10 protein-coding genes are annotated in these 15,783 nt (G+C 61.0%); 8 read left to right on the top strand and 2 right to left on the bottom strand.

The window, feature by feature from the left end; translation table 11 throughout:
- Positions 1–264: 264 nt before the first annotated feature.
- Genes ACM1ZW_RS30850 through ACM1ZW_RS30860 form a run of 3 tightly spaced genes read left to right on the top strand, consistent with a single transcriptional unit; the run spans position 265 to position 4,813 of the window.
- Positions 265–1,437, top strand: a complete 1,173-nt coding sequence (locus ACM1ZW_RS30850; protein ID WP_017337608.1) for an efflux RND transporter periplasmic adaptor subunit — start codon at positions 265–267, stop codon at positions 1,435–1,437.
- Positions 1,438–3,411 carry a MacB family efflux pump subunit gene (locus ACM1ZW_RS30855; protein ID WP_416739957.1) on the top strand — a complete coding sequence of 658 codons (1,974 nt, stop codon included), beginning with the start codon at positions 1,438–1,440 and terminating at the stop codon, positions 3,409–3,411.
- A 7-nt stretch (positions 3,412–3,418) separates the two neighbouring features.
- Positions 3,419–4,813, top strand: coding sequence for an efflux transporter outer membrane subunit (locus ACM1ZW_RS30860; protein WP_416739958.1), 1,395 nt, complete (start codon positions 3,419–3,421; stop codon positions 4,811–4,813).
- 137 nt (positions 4,814–4,950) lie between these two features.
- On the opposite strand, the gene ACM1ZW_RS30865 is transcribed toward ACM1ZW_RS30860, so the two are convergent.
- Positions 4,951–6,579 (bottom strand): PvdJ/PvdD/PvdP-like protein, encoded by a 1,629-nt coding sequence (locus ACM1ZW_RS30865; protein ID WP_416739959.1) that lies wholly within the window; start codon positions 6,577–6,579, stop codon positions 4,951–4,953.
- 251 nt (positions 6,580–6,830) lie between these two features.
- Here ACM1ZW_RS30865 and pvdM point away from each other — a divergent pair, with 251 nt between their 5' ends.
- From pvdM to ACM1ZW_RS30890, 5 genes are all read left to right on the top strand, one after another.
- Entirely contained in the window at positions 6,831–8,180 is a 1,350-nt protein-coding gene (gene pvdM / locus ACM1ZW_RS30870; protein ID WP_017337604.1) for a pyoverdine-tailoring dipeptidase-like protein PvdM, read from the top strand.
- 29 nt (positions 8,181–8,209) lie between these two features.
- Positions 8,210–9,490 carry an aminotransferase class V-fold PLP-dependent enzyme gene (locus ACM1ZW_RS30875; RefSeq protein WP_416739960.1) on the top strand — a complete coding sequence of 427 codons (1,281 nt, stop codon included), beginning with the start codon at positions 8,210–8,212 and terminating at the stop codon, positions 9,488–9,490.
- Between the two features lie 29 nt (positions 9,491–9,519).
- Positions 9,520–10,425, top strand: a complete 906-nt coding sequence (locus ACM1ZW_RS30880; protein ID WP_416739961.1) for a formylglycine-generating enzyme family protein — start codon at positions 9,520–9,522, stop codon at positions 10,423–10,425.
- A 103-nt stretch (positions 10,426–10,528) separates the two neighbouring features.
- Positions 10,529–12,190 carry a cyclic peptide export ABC transporter gene (locus ACM1ZW_RS30885; protein WP_017337601.1) on the top strand — a complete coding sequence of 554 codons (1,662 nt, stop codon included), beginning with the start codon at positions 10,529–10,531 and terminating at the stop codon, positions 12,188–12,190.
- Between the two features lie 124 nt (positions 12,191–12,314).
- A complete protein-coding gene (locus ACM1ZW_RS30890; RefSeq protein ID WP_017337600.1) occupies positions 12,315–14,732 on the top strand; it encodes a TonB-dependent siderophore receptor in 2,418 nt (805 codons plus the stop codon).
- Positions 14,733–14,857: 125 nt separating this feature from the next.
- Here the strand turns inward: ACM1ZW_RS30890 and ACM1ZW_RS30895 are convergent, their stop codons facing one another.
- Positions 14,858–15,748, bottom strand: coding sequence for a DUF5677 domain-containing protein (locus tag ACM1ZW_RS30895; protein WP_416739962.1), 891 nt, complete (start codon positions 15,746–15,748; stop codon positions 14,858–14,860).
- Between the last annotated feature and the right edge of the window lie 35 nt (positions 15,749–15,783).

The following is a 15,783-nucleotide window of genomic DNA, read 5'->3' on the forward strand; positions in this document are numbered from 1 at the left end:
TATCCCCGTTGGGCTGCGGAGCGGCCCCGGCATTTCAAAGTTAAAATGCATTTACGACTGCTTCGTAGCCGAACGGGGATAAATCCCCTCGCCACATGCCCTCAATGTGTTTGTGTCGGCTTGTGTCGAGGCCTAAATTCCCCGCCCCTTTTCTCGTTTAACGGACAGCTCCCCGTCTCTGTCGGCCTCCCGACAGCGTTCACCTGTTGCCACATTTCGTGCGCAGGCTGAGCGAAGGGCCTATTTCCATTGCCGGAACCCTGCATGAAACGTCCCCGACAGACCCGACGCGCCCTGCTTGTAGCACTTTGTCTGATCCCCGTTATCGCCGTGGCTGCCTGGCAGGTCATCCCGCCCGGCCGAGACAAATTCGCCACGGTGCAAGTCAGCCGCGGCGACATCGAAAGCAGTGTCACGGCCCTCGGCACCCTGCAACCTCGACGCTACGTCGACGTCGGTGCACAGGCGTCCGGGCAGATCCAGAAGATCCACGTGGAAGTCGGTGACGTGATCAAGGAAGGCCAGCTGCTGGTGGAAATCGACCCGTCCACGCAGCAGGCCAAACTCGACGCCGGGCGTTTCTCGATTGAAAACCTCAAGGCGCAACTCGAGGAACAACGGGCGCAACACGCACTGGCCCGGCAAAAATTCCAGCGCCAGCAGAGCCTCAAGGCCGGCGGTGCCACCCGCGAAGAAGACGTGCAAACCGCCCAGGCTGAACTGCGCGCCACCCAGGCACGCATCGACATGTTCCAGGCGCAGATTCGCCAGGCCCAGGCCAGCTTGCGCAGTGATCAGGCCGAACTCGGCTACACGCGCATTTACGCACCGATGTCCGGCACCGTGGTCGCACTCGATGCCCGTGCAGGTCAGACCCTCAACGCGCAACAGCAAACGCCGCTGATTCTGCGCATCGCCAGGTTGTCACCGATGACGGTCTGGGCTGAAGTCTCGGAAGCCGACATCGGTCACGTCAAACCCGGCATGTCCGCCTGGTTCACCACCCTCAGCGGCGGCAAGCGTCGCTGGAGCAGCACCGTGCGGCAGATTCTGCCGGTGCCGCCCAAGCCTCTGGACCAGACCAGCCAGGGCGGCGGCAGCCCGGCCAGTTCGAGCAAAAGCGGCAGCGCCCGCGTGGTGCTGTACACCGTACTGCTCGATGTCGACAACGCCGATAACGCGCTGATGGCGGAAATGACCACCCAGGTATTCTTCGTTTCCAACCAGGCGAAAGACGTGCTCACCGCCCCCATCGCCGCGCTGCAAGGCGGCACGCAGCCGGACCTCCAGACCGCCCGGGTCGTCGCCAAGAACGGCCGCATCGAGCAACGTGACGTGCGCACCGGCATCAGCGATCGCCTGCGGGTGCAGATCCTCGACGGCTTGCAGGAAGGCGATCACCTGTTGATCGGACCGGCCGACGGGAGTGGCGGCTGAATGCAGACGCCCCTGATCGACCTGCAGGACATCCGCAAATCCTACGGCGGCGGCGATTCACCGCAGGTTCACGTGTTGCGCGGCATCGACCTGTCGATCCATGCCGGTGAATTCGTCGCGATTGTCGGCGCGTCCGGCTCCGGCAAGTCGACGCTGATGAACATCCTCGGCTGCCTCGACCGCCCGACTTCGGGCGAATACCGCTTCGCCGGGGAAAACGTCGCCGCACTCGACAGCGACGAACTGGCCTGGCTGCGTCGCGAAGCCTTTGGCTTTGTGTTCCAGGGCTACCACCTGATCCCGTCCGGCTCGGCCCAGGAAAACGTCGAGATGCCGGCCATCTACGCGGGCCTGCCGGCCGCCGAGCGCCATGCCCGCGCCGCCGCCCTGCTCGATCGCCTCGGCCTCGCCTCGCGTACCGGCAACCGCCCGCATCAACTCTCCGGCGGCCAACAGCAACGCGTCTCCATCGCCCGCGCCTTGATGAACGGCGGGCACATCATCCTCGCAGACGAGCCCACCGGCGCCCTCGACAGCCACAGCGGCGCCGAGGTCATGACGCTGCTCGATGAACTGGCGAGCCAGGGCCACGTGGTCATCCTCATCACCCACGACCGCGAAGTCGCGGCCCGGGCCAAACGCATCATCGAAATCCGCGACGGGCTGATCATCAGCGACAGCGCCCATGACAACCCGGACGTGCACACCTCGGCCAACCCCGGCGCACTGCAAGCTGTCGATCTGCGTAAGCGCCTGAGCGAAGGCGCTGAAGCCACCGGTGCCTGGAAAGGCGAATTGGTGGACGCGGTGCACGCCGCGTGGCGGGTGATGTGGATCAACAGGTTTCGCACCGCCCTGACGCTGCTCGGGATCATCATCGGCGTCGCGTCGGTGGTGGTGATGCTGGCCGTCGGTGAAGGCAGCAAGCGTCAGGTGATGGCGCAAATGGGCGCGTTCGGCTCGAACATCATTTACCTCAGCGGCTCGGCCCCGAACCCGCGAACGCCGCCGGGCATCATCACCCTCGATGACGTCGCGGCGGTGGGCAGCCTGCCGCAAGTGACGCGCATCATGCCGGTCAACGGCGAGGAAGCCGGGGTGCGTTTCGGCAACCTCGATCACTTGAGCTACGTCGGCGGCAACGACACCCACTTTCCGGCGATCTTCAACTGGCCCGTGGTGGAAGGCAGCTATTTCACCCAGGAAGATGAACGCAACGCAGCGGCTGTCGCGGTGATCGGCCACAAGGTGCGGACCAAATTGCTCAAGGACGTGGCCAACCCGATCGGCCAATACATCCTGATCGAAAACGTGCCGTTCCAGGTGGTCGGCGTGCTTGCGGAAAAAGGCGCCAGCTCCGGCGACACCGACAGCGACGACCGCATCGCCATCCCGTATTCCGCCGCCAGCGTCCGGTTGTTCGGCACTCACAATCCGGAATACGTGGCCATCGCGGCAGCTGATGCACGCAAGGTCAACGAAACAGAAATGGCCATCGAGCAGCTGATGTTGCGTCTGCACGACGGCAAAAAGGATTTCGAGCTGACCAACAACGCGGCGATGATCCAGGCCGAAGCACGCACGCAAAATACTCTGTCGCTGATGCTCGGTTCGATCGCCGCGATTTCGCTGTTGGTGGGCGGGATTGGCGTGATGAACATCATGCTCATGACCGTGCGCGAACGTACCCGCGAGATCGGCATCCGCATGGCCACCGGCGCCCGGCAACGCGACATCCTGCGGCAGTTCCTCACCGAAGCGGTGATGCTATCGGTGGTTGGCGGCCTCGCCGGGATTGCCCTGGCGCTGATCGTCGGTGGTGTGCTGATCCTCAGCGAAGTCGCGGTCGCGTTCTCCTTGATAGCGGTACTCGGTGCCTTCGGCTGCGCCCTGGTCACCGGTGTTGTCTTCGGCTTCATGCCGGCCCGCAAAGCTGCCCGGCTCGACCCGGTCACGGCCCTTACCAGTGAATGATCGATCTATGAAAGCGCCACTCAGCCTGTTGACCCTCTGCGTGTTGCTCAGCGCGTGCGCCAGCCCGGACCCGCGTCAGGACAGTGGCCTGCAGGCGCCGCCCGCCTGGCAGTCGGCGCACCGTGAAAACGCTGTGTTGAGCAACGCCCGGTGGTGGACGCACTTTGGCAGCCCGCAGCTCGATCAACTGATCGAACAGGCCCGCGTCGGCAGCTATGACCTGGCGGCGGCACTGACGCGGGTTCGTCAGGCCCGGGCGACGACGGTGATTGCGGGCGGCTCGCTGCTGCCGGAAGTGAAGGGAGCGATGAACGCCAATCGCCAGAAGCTGATGCGCGGCAACGGCTATAGCCAACTGGATGCCGACGACAGTAACAAGGCGGTGGATTACTTCGACGCCAGCCTCAGCGCCAGTTATGAAATCGATTTCTGGGGCGGCCAGCGCGCCTCCCGCGACAGTGCGCAATTCGGCCTGCGGGCCAGTGAGTTCGATCGCGACACGGTGGAATTGACGCTGCTCAGCGCGGTCGCCAGCACCTATGCGCAAGCCCTGTCGCTGCAAGAGCAGCACCGTATCGCGCAGCTCAATCTGGCGAATGCGCAAAAGGTGTTGAGCCTGGTACAAACCCGCTTCGACTCAGGCTCGGCCACCGCCCTGGAGCTGGCCCAGCAAAAGAGCCTGGTGGCCGCGCAACAACGGCAGTTGCCGCTGGTTCAGCAACAAGCCGACGAAGCGCGGATCACCCTCGCTGCCCTCCTCGGCCGTCCGGTTCAGGAGTTGAAGCTCGACGATCAGCGCTTCGAACAGCTCTGTTGGCCGGCCATCGGCGCGGGCGTGCCCAGCGACTTGCTCAATCGGCGCCCGGACATTGCCCGTGCCGAGGCGCAGTTGGCGGCGGCCCGGGCCGACGTGACCGTGGCCCGGGCGAAAATGCTGCCCACGGTGACATTGAGCGCCCAGATCGGCTCTGGCGCCGACACCTTCAACGATGTGCTGCGCAGCCCGTTCTACAACCTCACCGCCGGATTGGTCGCGCCGATTTTCAACAATGGCCGCCTCGGCGCCGAACGCGACAAAGCCACGGCGCGCCAGGAAGAACTGCTGGAAACCTACCGTGGTGCAATCATCAACGGCTTTGCCGACGTGGAAAAAGCCCTGACCGGTATCCGCGGACTGGATGCCCAGCGCCAATGGCAAAGTGAAGAGTTGAGCCAGGCACAAACGGCGTTCGACATTGCGCAAAGCCGCTATCAGGCCGGGGCCGAGGATTTGCTGACGGTGCTGGAGACGCAGCGCACGTTGTATGCGGCGCAGGATTTGAATGTGCAACTGCGGTTGTCGAGGTTGCAGGCGAGTATTGCGCTGTACAAGGCGCTTGGGGGTGGGTGGCAGGTTTTGTGAATTGCAGCGCCAGTGAGTCCGCCATCGCGAGCAGGCTCGCTCCCACAGGTTATGTGCCATGCCCCAATCATGCGGCACATCGAAATCCTGCGGGAGCGAGCCTGCTCGCGATTGAACGATAACGCGGTATCTCTGGCTTAACTGGTCATCGGCTTGGCCTTCAGGTTTCGCGCATACCACGGCCGTTGCGGCACCTTTCTAAACAGATCCTCCAGCTTCTTCTCATCTTCACCAAAGGTAATCCGCAGTGCCAGCTTCATGGTTTCCGGGTCCATTTCCACCGACTTGCCCGCCTGCAACCCCGGCGTGGTGTTGCAACCGTGGGTGCTCGGACCCAGCCAAGGATCGTCGATTTCGACCCAGCGACCGGGCGCAAACCAAGGCACGCCATTGACTTCCAGGCGACTCACTTCCCCCGGATGAAAGCGCTCATGCGCCCGGAACCAGTCCTCGAGACGGTCGTCGATCCAGCCGTGAAAATGCCAGAACACCGGGTTTACATGGGAGGAAAACGGGTCGCCAAGGAAGTCGTTTTCCGCCGCGAACCAACGGGCGGAGAAGTCCGCCGTGTCGCGGGCAAATGGCACGGGCTGGCCGTTGGACGGATCGCGAGGCACCGATGCCCAGCGCATGTGCAGCCAGTCATGCAGGCCCAGTTCGACCTCGGAACCGAACTGCCCCAAGGTCAGTTTCGACAAGTAACGCGGGTCACGGTAGCGCGATTCCCAGACCTGAAAATTGCTGTGATAGGTCTCGGCGGTCTTGAGATCGGCGACCCACTGCGAGTACTCGTCATCGTCTTCGGCGCGCCAGGCCGGTGGCAGCGCGGTGCCGTCGTGGTTGTCGAAGTAACGGGCAAAACCCTGGCGATCACGCACCAACTCCGGTTGCGGCAACGGAAACTGCTGCCAGGATGGCAGGTCCTGCAAGGAGCGCGCGGTGCCGAGCATATGCCGGTGCATGAAGAAAAAGTCGATGCCCGAGCCATTGCGGTCCTTGCGCGGCCCCCGCGCATCGCGCTCCTTGTCCCGCCGCCCCGGCTGCCAGCCGATACCACGCAAGGCGTTGCGTTTGTCCTCGGGCAAGGTGTGCCATTTGTCTCGCGAAGCGTGCCAGAGCTGGTGAAACAAGCGGTGCTCGGGCGAAATCAGCCACCCCAGCAACGCCGGACCCAGGCCTGTGCGTTCGCGCGCCTCAGGGAACACTTGTTTGACTGCGACGAAGCGATTGTCCTGAGCGGTCAAGGCCAGCGGACGATCCAGACGCAGCACGCGCCCACTCAATGTGCCGCTGCCGGCATTGCCGAACGCGGCCCAGACTTCGTCCAGCGTGAAGGTGAATTCATAGTCCGGCGTCCCCGTCGGGGATCGGCTATCGATCAGGCGCCAGCTCAACTCGGTGGTGTTCGTGCCGGCCAGATCGCCGAGGACGCGATAGCGCGGTGTCGGTTCGCCGCGCAGCGCATCAAAGGTATCGAGAAAGCCATTGAGCCCACGGCCCTTGTGGCCGATATCGAGCAACACCTGCAGCCCCTCGCGAGGCAACCCATCGAGGCCGGCGTCACGGCCTTCGAAACGAATGTTCCAGACACCCTGCAGCGAGTTGGCCAACCGCTGCCCGGCCACATCCGCGACATCGAATGACGCTTCGCCGGGGGTAATCGTCGGGTCCGGTTTTGTCAGTTCGCGATGCCCGTAATACGCCGCAGGCACGGCGGCGCCGGTCAGTGCCAGACCCGCCAGGAACCATCGTCGAGAAATCGTCATTGCCCTACCTGTGTCAGCCATGGAGCAGGCTTTATCCAAGCTAGAACGTTTGTTGACTCGACAAATTTAGAAGCATCGCGAGCTGCCTCGCTCCCACAGGTGATCTTGCGTTCACTCAATCAGTGTGGGAGCGAGCCTGCTCGCGATGACGCTCGCACAAACGACTAAATTCTGGCCTTGGCCACTCGTTCTTCCCAGATAGCAAAGGCTCCGCGCCTGCACCCTCGACGGCGAACCTGACTGAGATGGCAATGACAAAACCTCGTTCGAAAAAGGCTCTTTTCATTGGCCTGCCCCTGGCGCTGGCCATCGCCGGCGCGGCAGGATTTGCGGCCTGGGACTATTGGCTCAACGACAACCCCGGCTACCCGGTCGCGGTAATGAAACAGGCCGATGAACTGCAAGAGCGCATCCTCTCGTTCGACAGCCACATCACCGTTCCGATGGATTTCGGCACCGCCGAAAACGAGGCCGACAAGGACGGCAGCGGCCAGTTCGACCTGGTCAAGGCCGCACGCGGTCGCCTGTCAGGCGCGGCGCTGACCATTTTCGGCTGGCCGGAAATCTGGAACGGCGATAACGCCCCGCATCGTCCAACGGCCGGGTTCATCGACGAAGCCCGTCACGAGCAGGAAACCCGCTACAAAATCATCAACACCCTGGTGCGCGACTTCCCCAATCAGGTCGCCATCGCCTACACCCCGGACGATTTCCGGCGCCTGCACGGCGAGGGCAAGTTCGCCGTGTTCATCAGCATGCTCAACGCCTACCCGCTGGGTAACGACGTCAACGCGCTGGACAAGTGGGCCGCCCGCGGGATGCGCATGTTCGGCTTCAGTTACGTGGGCAATAACGCCTGGGCCGATTCGTCCCGGCCGCTGCCGTTTTTCAATGATTCCCGTGACGCCCTGGGCGGTTTGTCGGCGCTGGGCAAGCAAGCGGTGCATCGCCTGAACGACCTCGGCGTGATCATTGACGTGTCGCAAATGTCGACCAAAGCGCTTGAGCAAGTCAGTCAATTGAGCCGCGCGCCGATGGTCGCCTCGCACTCGGCGCCACGGGCGCTGGTGGACATCCCGCGCAACCTCAGCGACCAGGAAATGCAGTTGATCAAGAACAGCGGCGGCGTGGTGCAGATCGTCGGCTTCCCGACCTACATCAAGCCGTTGAGCCAAGACACTCAAGACAAACTCAACGCCCTGCGCGCCCGTTTCGACCTGCAACCGCTGCAAGGCCTGGAGATGGCGCTGATGCCGGGCGACCCGGTGATCACCGTGTGGTCGGAACAGCGTTTCGGCGAATACGCCAGTCAGCTCTACGGCATCATCGATGAAGAACCCAAGGCCACGCTCAAGGATTACGGCGACGCCATCGACTATGCGGTAAAGAAAATCGGCATCGATCACGTCGGCATCAGCTCCGACTTCAACGACGGTGGCGGCCTGAACGGCTGGAAAGACGTAAGCGAGGCACGCAACGTGACCGCCGAGTTGATCAGTCGCGGCTACAGCGAGGCCGACATTGCCAAGCTCTGGGGCGGCAATTTCCTGCGGGTCTGGGACCAGGTGCAGAAGTCTTCCCGGCCTGTCGCCAAACACTGACATTCACCTTTGCCAAGCGAACCGAATTCATGACCAACCGTCGTACCTTCCTCAAGCAGGCTGGCGTTATCGCGGCCGGCATCCCCCTGAGCTCCGCCGTCAGCCTGCCCGCGCTGGCCGCCATGCCGGCGCCGCTGCCCAAAGACAAATGGGCGCAGTTCCGTCAGCTGTTCGACCAGGACCCCGATTACCTGCACTTCGCCAACTTTCTGGTGACCTCACACCCCCGGCCGGTGCGCGAGGCGATCGAGATGCACCGCGCCAACCTCGACCGTAACCCGGGCCTGGCGATGGACTGGCATCGCGGCGAGACCGAACGCCGCGAAGAAGAAGTCCGCGTGTGGGCCGGCCGTTACCTGAAAGCCAAGCCGTCGCAGATCGCCCTGACCGGCAGCACCACCGAAGGTCTGGCAATGATTTACGCCGGCATCCATGTGCGCCCGGATCAGGAAATCCTGACCAGCGAACATGAGCACTACGCCGCCAACAGCGTGTTTGAATTCCGCACACAAAAGGACGGCACCCAGGTTCGCAAAATCAAATTGTTCGAAGACCCGTCCAAGGTTTCGACCGACGAAATATTGGCTTCGATTGCCCGCAACATCCGCCCCGAAACCCGCGTGCTCGGCATGACCTGGGTGCACTCCGGCAGCGGTGTGAAGCTGCCCATCGGCGAGATCGGCAAACTGGTCGCCGAGAAAAACCGCGACCGTGAGGAAAAGGATCGCATCCTTTATGTGGTCGATGGCGTCCACGGTTTCGGCGTGGAAAACCTCGACTTCCCGGACATGCATTGCGACTACTTCATCGCCGGCACCCACAAATGGATGTTCGGCCCACGGGGCACCGGGATCATTTGCGCGCGCTCGGACGAGATGAAGGACATCACGCCGACCATTCCGACGTTCTCCGAAGCCACCACGTTTTCGACCGTGATGACCTACGGCGGCTATCACTCGTTTGAACACCGCTGGGCGCTGACCGAAGCGTTCAAATTGCATCTGGACCTGGGCAAGGCCGAGGTTCAGGCGCGCATTCACGAGATCAACAGCTACCTGAAAAGGCGCTTGCAGGAACATTCGTCGGTGGAGCTCGTCACGCCGCTGTCGCTCGAGTATTCCGCCGGCTTCACGTTCTTCCGGATCAAGAACCGCGACTGCGAGGAAGTCGCCAACTTCCTGATGGACCAGCGCGTGGTCTGTGATGCCGTCGACCGCGATGTCGGCCCGATCATTCGTCTGTCCCCAGGTCTGCTCAACACCGAGGCGCACATCGATCGCGTCATGGCGCTGTTGGGCAGCACACTCTGAAACGCAGATTTCCTTTAGCGAGAATGCTCATGAAAAACATCCTGCACAGACTCGGAGCGCCGAACCCGCAATGGCGGGCGCTGACCCTGCTGGCATTGCTCGGCCCCGCGTTGCCCGGCGCAGCCCTGGCTTCCACTGCGCCGCTGCCGGGCACAGTGTTCAAGGACTGCCGCAACTGCCCGGAAATGGTGGTGCTGCCCGCCGGCACCTTCACCATGGGCACGCCGGAAGGTGAAGTCGGTCGCGAGCCCGATGAAGGCCCGATGCACGAAGTGACGTTCGCCAAGCCGTTCGCCATGAGCCGTTACCAGATCACCGCCGGTGAATGGGACCAATACATGAAGGAAACCGGGATCACCCTTCCCGGTGGCGACACCCGCCCCGGCCGCGAGTGCATCAACAGCAAGCCACGTTATCCACAGGGCCCGCGTCAGCCGGCGGTGTGCATGAACTTCGCCGAGGTCAGCGCGTATGTCGCGTGGCTGTCGCTCAAGACCGGCCAGCATTACCACATCGTCAGCGAGGCCCAGCGCGAGTACGCCGCCCGAGCCGGTTCAACGGGGCCGTTCCCGTTCCCGTTCGACGAAGGCACCGAGTACAGCATCGCCACCCATGCCAATACTTACGGGCCAACCGACGGCTACAGCTACACCTCCCCGGCCGGCAGCTTCCCACCCAACGCCTTCGGCCTGTACGACATGCACGGCAACGTCTACGAGTGGATCGCCGACTGCGAACACAGCGATTACGTCGGCGCCCCCACCGATGGCAGCGCGTGGGTCGAACCCAACTGCGAAGCCCTGCAGATTCGCGGCAACGACTGGGGCGAAGCGCCGGTGTTCTCGCGTTCCGGCAACCGCAACAACATCTACCCGCAAACCCGTGGCGACTGGATCGGTTTCCGTGTGGTGCGCGAGCTGCCGTCCAAAGGCTGAGCCCCCTCCCCCTGCGGCCGCCGCCAGTCGGCGGCCGTCTAAATTAAACGCCTGACCACACGTTCTACTGGGTATGCCTCACGACCCAAGGGACCGTCCTCAAATGCATTTCCTCAAGACCCAGCCTGCGCGCGGTGCAATTCATGAATTGTTCACCCTCCTGAAACCGTTCCGGCTGGTGGTCAGCCTGTCGATCATTCTGGGCATGGTGGGCGGTCTGAGCGTGACGGTGCTGCTGGCCACGATCAACAACGCGCTGCATTCGCAAAGCGGCCTGACCCAAGGCGTGGTTGCGCTGTTCGGCGGCCTTTGCCTGCTGGCCCTGGCGAGTTCGATCTGCTCGGACATCGGCACCAACTATGTCGGCCAGCACATCATTGCCAAGCTGCGCAAAGAGCTGGGGGAAAAGGTTCTTTCGGCCCCCATCGAACAGATCGAACGCTATCGCAGCCACCGCTTGATCCCGGTGCTGACCCATGACGTCGACACCATCAGCGACTTCGCCTTCGCCTTCGCGCCGCTGGCCATTTCCCTGACCGTAACCCTCGGTTGCATGGGCTACCTTGCGCTGCTGTCGTGGCCGATGTTCCTGATGATGGTGCTGGCGATTGCCATCGGCACCGGCATCCAGTTCTACGCACAGGCCAAGGGCATCAAAGGCTTCATGGCCGCCCGCGACGCCGAAGACGAATTGCAAAAGCACTACAACGCCATCGCCGGCGGCGCCAAGGAACTGCGCATTCACCGTCCGCGCCGCCAGCGCATGTTCACCTCGGGTATCCAGGGCACGGCCGACTTCATCTGCAACACCCAAGTGCGCTCGATCAATACCTTCGTGATCGCCAAGACCCTGGGGTCGATGCTGTTCTTCGTGGTCATCGGCCTGGCGCTGGCCCTGCAATCGTTCTGGCCGAGCGCCGACAAGTCGGTGATGAGCGGCTTCGTCCTGGTGCTGCTGTACATGAAAGGCCCGATCGAGCATCTGGTGGGCACCTTGCCGGTGGTCAGCCGGGCGCGGATTGCCTTCCGCCGCATCGCCGAACTGTCGAACCAGTTCTCTTCGCCCGAACCGCACCTGCTGCTCAACGATACCGGCAAGAAACCTGCCGTGGTCAACAGCCTGCAACTGGACAACGTCAGCTATGCCTTCCCCGCCGCACCAGGCAGCGAAGCGTTCCGCCTCGGGCCGGTGAACCTGACCATCGAACAGGGCGACATCATTTTCATCGTCGGCGAAAACGGCTGCGGCAAGACCACGCTGATCAAATTGCTGCTCGGCCTGTATGCGCCGCAACAGGGCGCCATCCTGCTCAACGGCGACAGCATCGACGCGCAGAACCGTGACGACTACCGCCAATTGTTCACCACGATTTTTGCCGACTACTACCTGTTCGATGACGTGGTGCAGGGCGACCAGCACATCCCCGAAGACGCCAACACCTACCTGCAACGTCTGGAAATCGCGCACAAGGTCAGCGTCAAGGACGGCAGTTTCACCACCACCGACCTGTCCACCGGCCAGCGTAAACGCCTGGCGCTGGTCAATGCCTGGCTGGAGGAACGGCCGGTGCTGGTGTTCGACGAATGGGCGGCCGACCAGGACCCGACCTTCCGCCGGATCTTCTACACAGAGCTGCTTCCGGACCTCAAGCGCCTGGGCAAAACCATCATCGTCATCTCCCACGACGATCGCTATTTCGACATGGCCGATCAGCTGGTGCGCATGGAGTCGGGCCGCGTGGTGACTGAGCGGGCAACCGCCTGAGTTCGGCTGAAATCGCATCGCCTGACGATTTTTCGGAGTTTGTTTTCCGGTTTCACCGCGGCGACGCGTCTAATAATAATTATCATTAACTAAAAAACTGCACACCTCAGGAGCGATTTGAGCAATGCAAAGCCCTACCCTGTCCCGCGCGCCGTTGGCAATGGCCATCGCGTCGCAAAAGAAATTCCGAACAGTCGTACCGGGTGCGTTGCTGACCCTGTTGCTGCTGGGCACGTCTGAAGTCCAGGCAGCGCCGGTGAACGTCAACGTTCCTTCGCAGTCGCTGGCCAGCGCCCTGCAGCAACTGGGTCAACAGACCGACCTGCAAATCCTGTACAGCCAGGACATGGTCAACGGCCTCAAATCGACGGCGGTCTCCGGCAATCTGGAGCCGGAACAGGCATTGAACACATTGCTGCTGGGGAGCGGCATTACGTTTCAACTGACTGGCAACACTGTCTCGCTGGTTCCAATTGCGGGAAACTCCAGCGCGCTGCAACTGGGCGCGACCGCGATTTCCGGCGTGGCACCGGGGCCGACGACTGAAGGCACGCATTCCTACACGTCCGATGAAGTCAGCATCGGCAAGGGCAATATCAAGCTCAAGGACATCCCGCAGTCGGTGTCCGTCGTCACGCGCCAGCGCATGGACGACCAGAACATGAACAGCCTGCAAGACGCGATGCGCCAGGTCACCGGTGTCACCATCAAGACGTACAACTCCGGTTCCAGCCTGAACGACGTCTACATGCGCGGCTTCCTCGTCGACCAGGTGCAGGTTGACGGCGTGTCGCAACCGACCGGCCAGGGCGACATGGGCACCAGCTTCGACCTCGCCATGTACGACCGCGTCGAAGTGCTGCGTGGCCCGTCGGGCCTGTATCAAGGCGCTGGCGAACCTGGGGGCACCATCAACGTGGTGCGCAAGCGCGCCCTGAACAAATTCGCCCTCGGCGGCGAACTGGGCGCAGGTTCCTATGACCACTACCGCTCCATGGTGGACGTCACCGGCCCGTTGAACGATCAGGGCACCGTGCGCGGTCGCTTCATCACCGCTTACGAGAACAACAAATCCTTCGTCGACTCCGCCCAGAACGAACGCCCGATGGTCTATGGTCGCCTGGAATTCGACCTCGACCCGTCCACTACCCTGTCGGTCGGCGGCGCCTACCAGCAAAACCACTCCACGCCAGCGTTCGGTTTGCCAGCCTTTGCCGACGGCAAGTTGCTGGACGTGTCGCGCTCGACCTTCGTCGATGCCAAGTGGAACACCCTGAACGAGAAAGTCTGGGAATCCTTCGCCGAGGTCGATCACGCGCTGGACAACGGCGGTCAGTTCAAGACCACCGTCACCTACCGCGACGCTGAAACGCCGCAGCGAAACTTCACCTGGGCCGACGGTACGGTCGATCCGGCTACGGGTGATAGCTCGGCCGTGGCGTACGACTACTACACCCACATCAAGACCATCGGCGTCGACAGCTTCGTGACCACGCCATTCGAGTTTGCTGATCGCCAGCACGAGTTCACCGTGGGCGCCGAGTATCAGCACTTGGACAAAGACTTCGAATACGGTGGCGGCGAGTACTTCCCGATCAACGTCTACAACCCGGGCAGTATCGATATTCCCAAGAACGACTATGAGCGGGTCAACGGTAACTGGTCCAAATCCGACCAGTACGGCCTCTACACCCGCGCCAAGTTCAACGTCACCGACTGGCTCGACGTGATCGGTGGCAGCCGCGTGACCTGGTACGAAAGCGACGCCAAGAACGCCAACGCCTTCTTCAACAATTTCGGCGAGGCCCACACCAGCATCAACCGCAAGGTCGTGCCATACGGCGCCATCATCGCCAAGCTGACCCCGGAACTGTCGGCCTACGCCAGCTACACCGGTGTGTTCAAGCCACAAAGCGAACTCGGCAGCGACAACACGCCCATCGGACCGCGAAAAGGCAAGCAATATGAAATCGGCCTCAAGCGCGAATTCTACGACGGCCGCCTGAACGCCAGCATCGCGATGTTCCGCATCTACGATGAAAACCGCGCCGAGTTCAACGCCGATACAGGAGGAAACGAAGCACAAGGCAAGGCACGCAGCCAGGGCTGGGAAACCGAGTTGAGCGGTAACCTGACCGACAACTGGAGCATCGTCACCGGCTACGCCTTCACCAGCACCAAATTGGTGAAATCTGACGACGCCACCGAAGGCAACACCTTCAGCACCATCACGCCTAAACACAACTTCAACCTGTGGACCAAATACGACTTCACCGATGGCGCGCTCAAAGACTTCAGCGTCGGCGGCGGCGTGCGCGTTGTCAGCAAGACCTGGTACCAGCGTGATGTGCGCTTCGAACAAAGCGGCTACGGCATCGCCACCGCGCAGGTGGGCTACAAGTTCAACGAGAACCTGTCGGCGACACTGACTGGCAACAACCTGTTTGATCGCAAGTACTATGATCGCGTGGATGGGTCGTGGGGGACTAACTTCTATGGGGATCCGCGGAATTTGACGTTGACGTTGCGGGCTCAGTACTGAGTTTCGGGATCGTCAAAAACCTACATACCACCGGGCCGCTTGCGGCCCGGTTTTGTTTTTGAGGTTGGATATGTTGGAGCGGGATAAATTCTGGTGGAGGGAAAGTGTTTTTCTTTCGACGGCAATCAATTAGTTGCTGGAGCGTTTTTATCTATCTTTCCGTAGTAAGCAGCAGTCAGCTCTTCATGCTCGCTGATTAGCTTGAACAATTTCTCTCGAACATCAAAAAGTTTTCCCGCCACGTCTTCGTTCTCCATTTTCAATGACAACTTGAACACTGCCTCACAATAAAGAAGAATCGCGTTTGTAGCCAAATAATAGGCAAACGATGTTTTTTCAGCATTGTAACTGTTAAACATTTTCTGCCTGAATTGAACTGGCACGAACTCAACGTACGTAAGATTGTAAACATCTTCAGAAAACCCGTGCACGGCATTAGACGAAGGTGCGAATAACACATGATAAAGATTTTCGATTCCGACAGCTCTGAAGCGAGCACGCGCGTCGGGCCACCCTTTCACATTCGGGTCGTTGAAGAACGTCAGAAAGGTTTTGGCTGTCTTTAGCGTTTCGAGAAAAGTGTTTGCCCGGTCTTCGGCAACGCTATCCCTCTCAATAACTGAATACTTAAGCCATTTCTCTCCTCTTTCCCGAGAAGATGTCACATAACTTTTTAGCAGGGATTTGGCTCTGAACGTATCGTCCTCGCCACAGATATACATGACATTTATTGCGTTTTCGATAGCAACCCTGGACAAGGCTTCCACTGAAGAATATAAGCCTTTCGACAACGACGATATTAGGCTGCTATTAAGGTCTTCTAAAATCCCCAGAAGGCTTTGCGCCTGAATTTTAATCAGGAATGGAAGCGAATTATCATGTCCCACATGTAAATCCTCGACACTACCTGCAACTTCCCTGAAGTACACTCCCAGGTTTTCAAGGTGCTTTTTATGTTCAAGATGTTCTTCTGAAAATTTTTGCAGGTGCTCGATAAAGGTTTGTTCTTCATTCATCATTAACTCCCCACGCAACGGTTTTCAAACTGATT

The sequence above is a fragment of the Pseudomonas sp. NFX71 genome (assembly GCF_048079215.1).
Taxonomy (GTDB): domain Bacteria; phylum Pseudomonadota; class Gammaproteobacteria; order Pseudomonadales; family Pseudomonadaceae; genus Aquipseudomonas; species Aquipseudomonas fluorescens_B.

Excerpts from the sequence above, each read along its gene's own strand:
- ACM1ZW_RS30850 (WP_017337608.1), top strand. The coding sequence starts at position 265 with ATGAAACGTCCCCGACAGACCCGACGCGCCCTGCTTGTAGCACTTTGT.
- ACM1ZW_RS30855 (WP_416739957.1), top strand. The coding sequence starts at position 1,438 with ATGCAGACGCCCCTGATCGACCTGCAGGACATCCGCAAATCCTACGGC.
- ACM1ZW_RS30860 (WP_416739958.1), top strand. The coding sequence starts at position 3,419 with ATGAAAGCGCCACTCAGCCTGTTGACCCTCTGCGTGTTGCTCAGCGCG.
- ACM1ZW_RS30865 (WP_416739959.1), bottom strand. The coding sequence starts at position 6,579 with ATGACGATTTCTCGACGATGGTTCCTGGCGGGTCTGGCACTGACCGGC.
- pvdM (WP_017337604.1), top strand. The coding sequence starts at position 6,831 with ATGACAAAACCTCGTTCGAAAAAGGCTCTTTTCATTGGCCTGCCCCTG.
- ACM1ZW_RS30875 (WP_416739960.1), top strand. The coding sequence starts at position 8,210 with ATGACCAACCGTCGTACCTTCCTCAAGCAGGCTGGCGTTATCGCGGCC.
- ACM1ZW_RS30880 (WP_416739961.1), top strand. The coding sequence starts at position 9,520 with ATGAAAAACATCCTGCACAGACTCGGAGCGCCGAACCCGCAATGGCGG.
- ACM1ZW_RS30885 (WP_017337601.1), top strand. The coding sequence starts at position 10,529 with ATGCATTTCCTCAAGACCCAGCCTGCGCGCGGTGCAATTCATGAATTG.
- ACM1ZW_RS30890 (WP_017337600.1), top strand. The coding sequence starts at position 12,315 with ATGCAAAGCCCTACCCTGTCCCGCGCGCCGTTGGCAATGGCCATCGCG.
- ACM1ZW_RS30895 (WP_416739962.1), bottom strand. The coding sequence starts at position 15,748 with ATGAATGAAGAACAAACCTTTATCGAGCACCTGCAAAAATTTTCAGAA.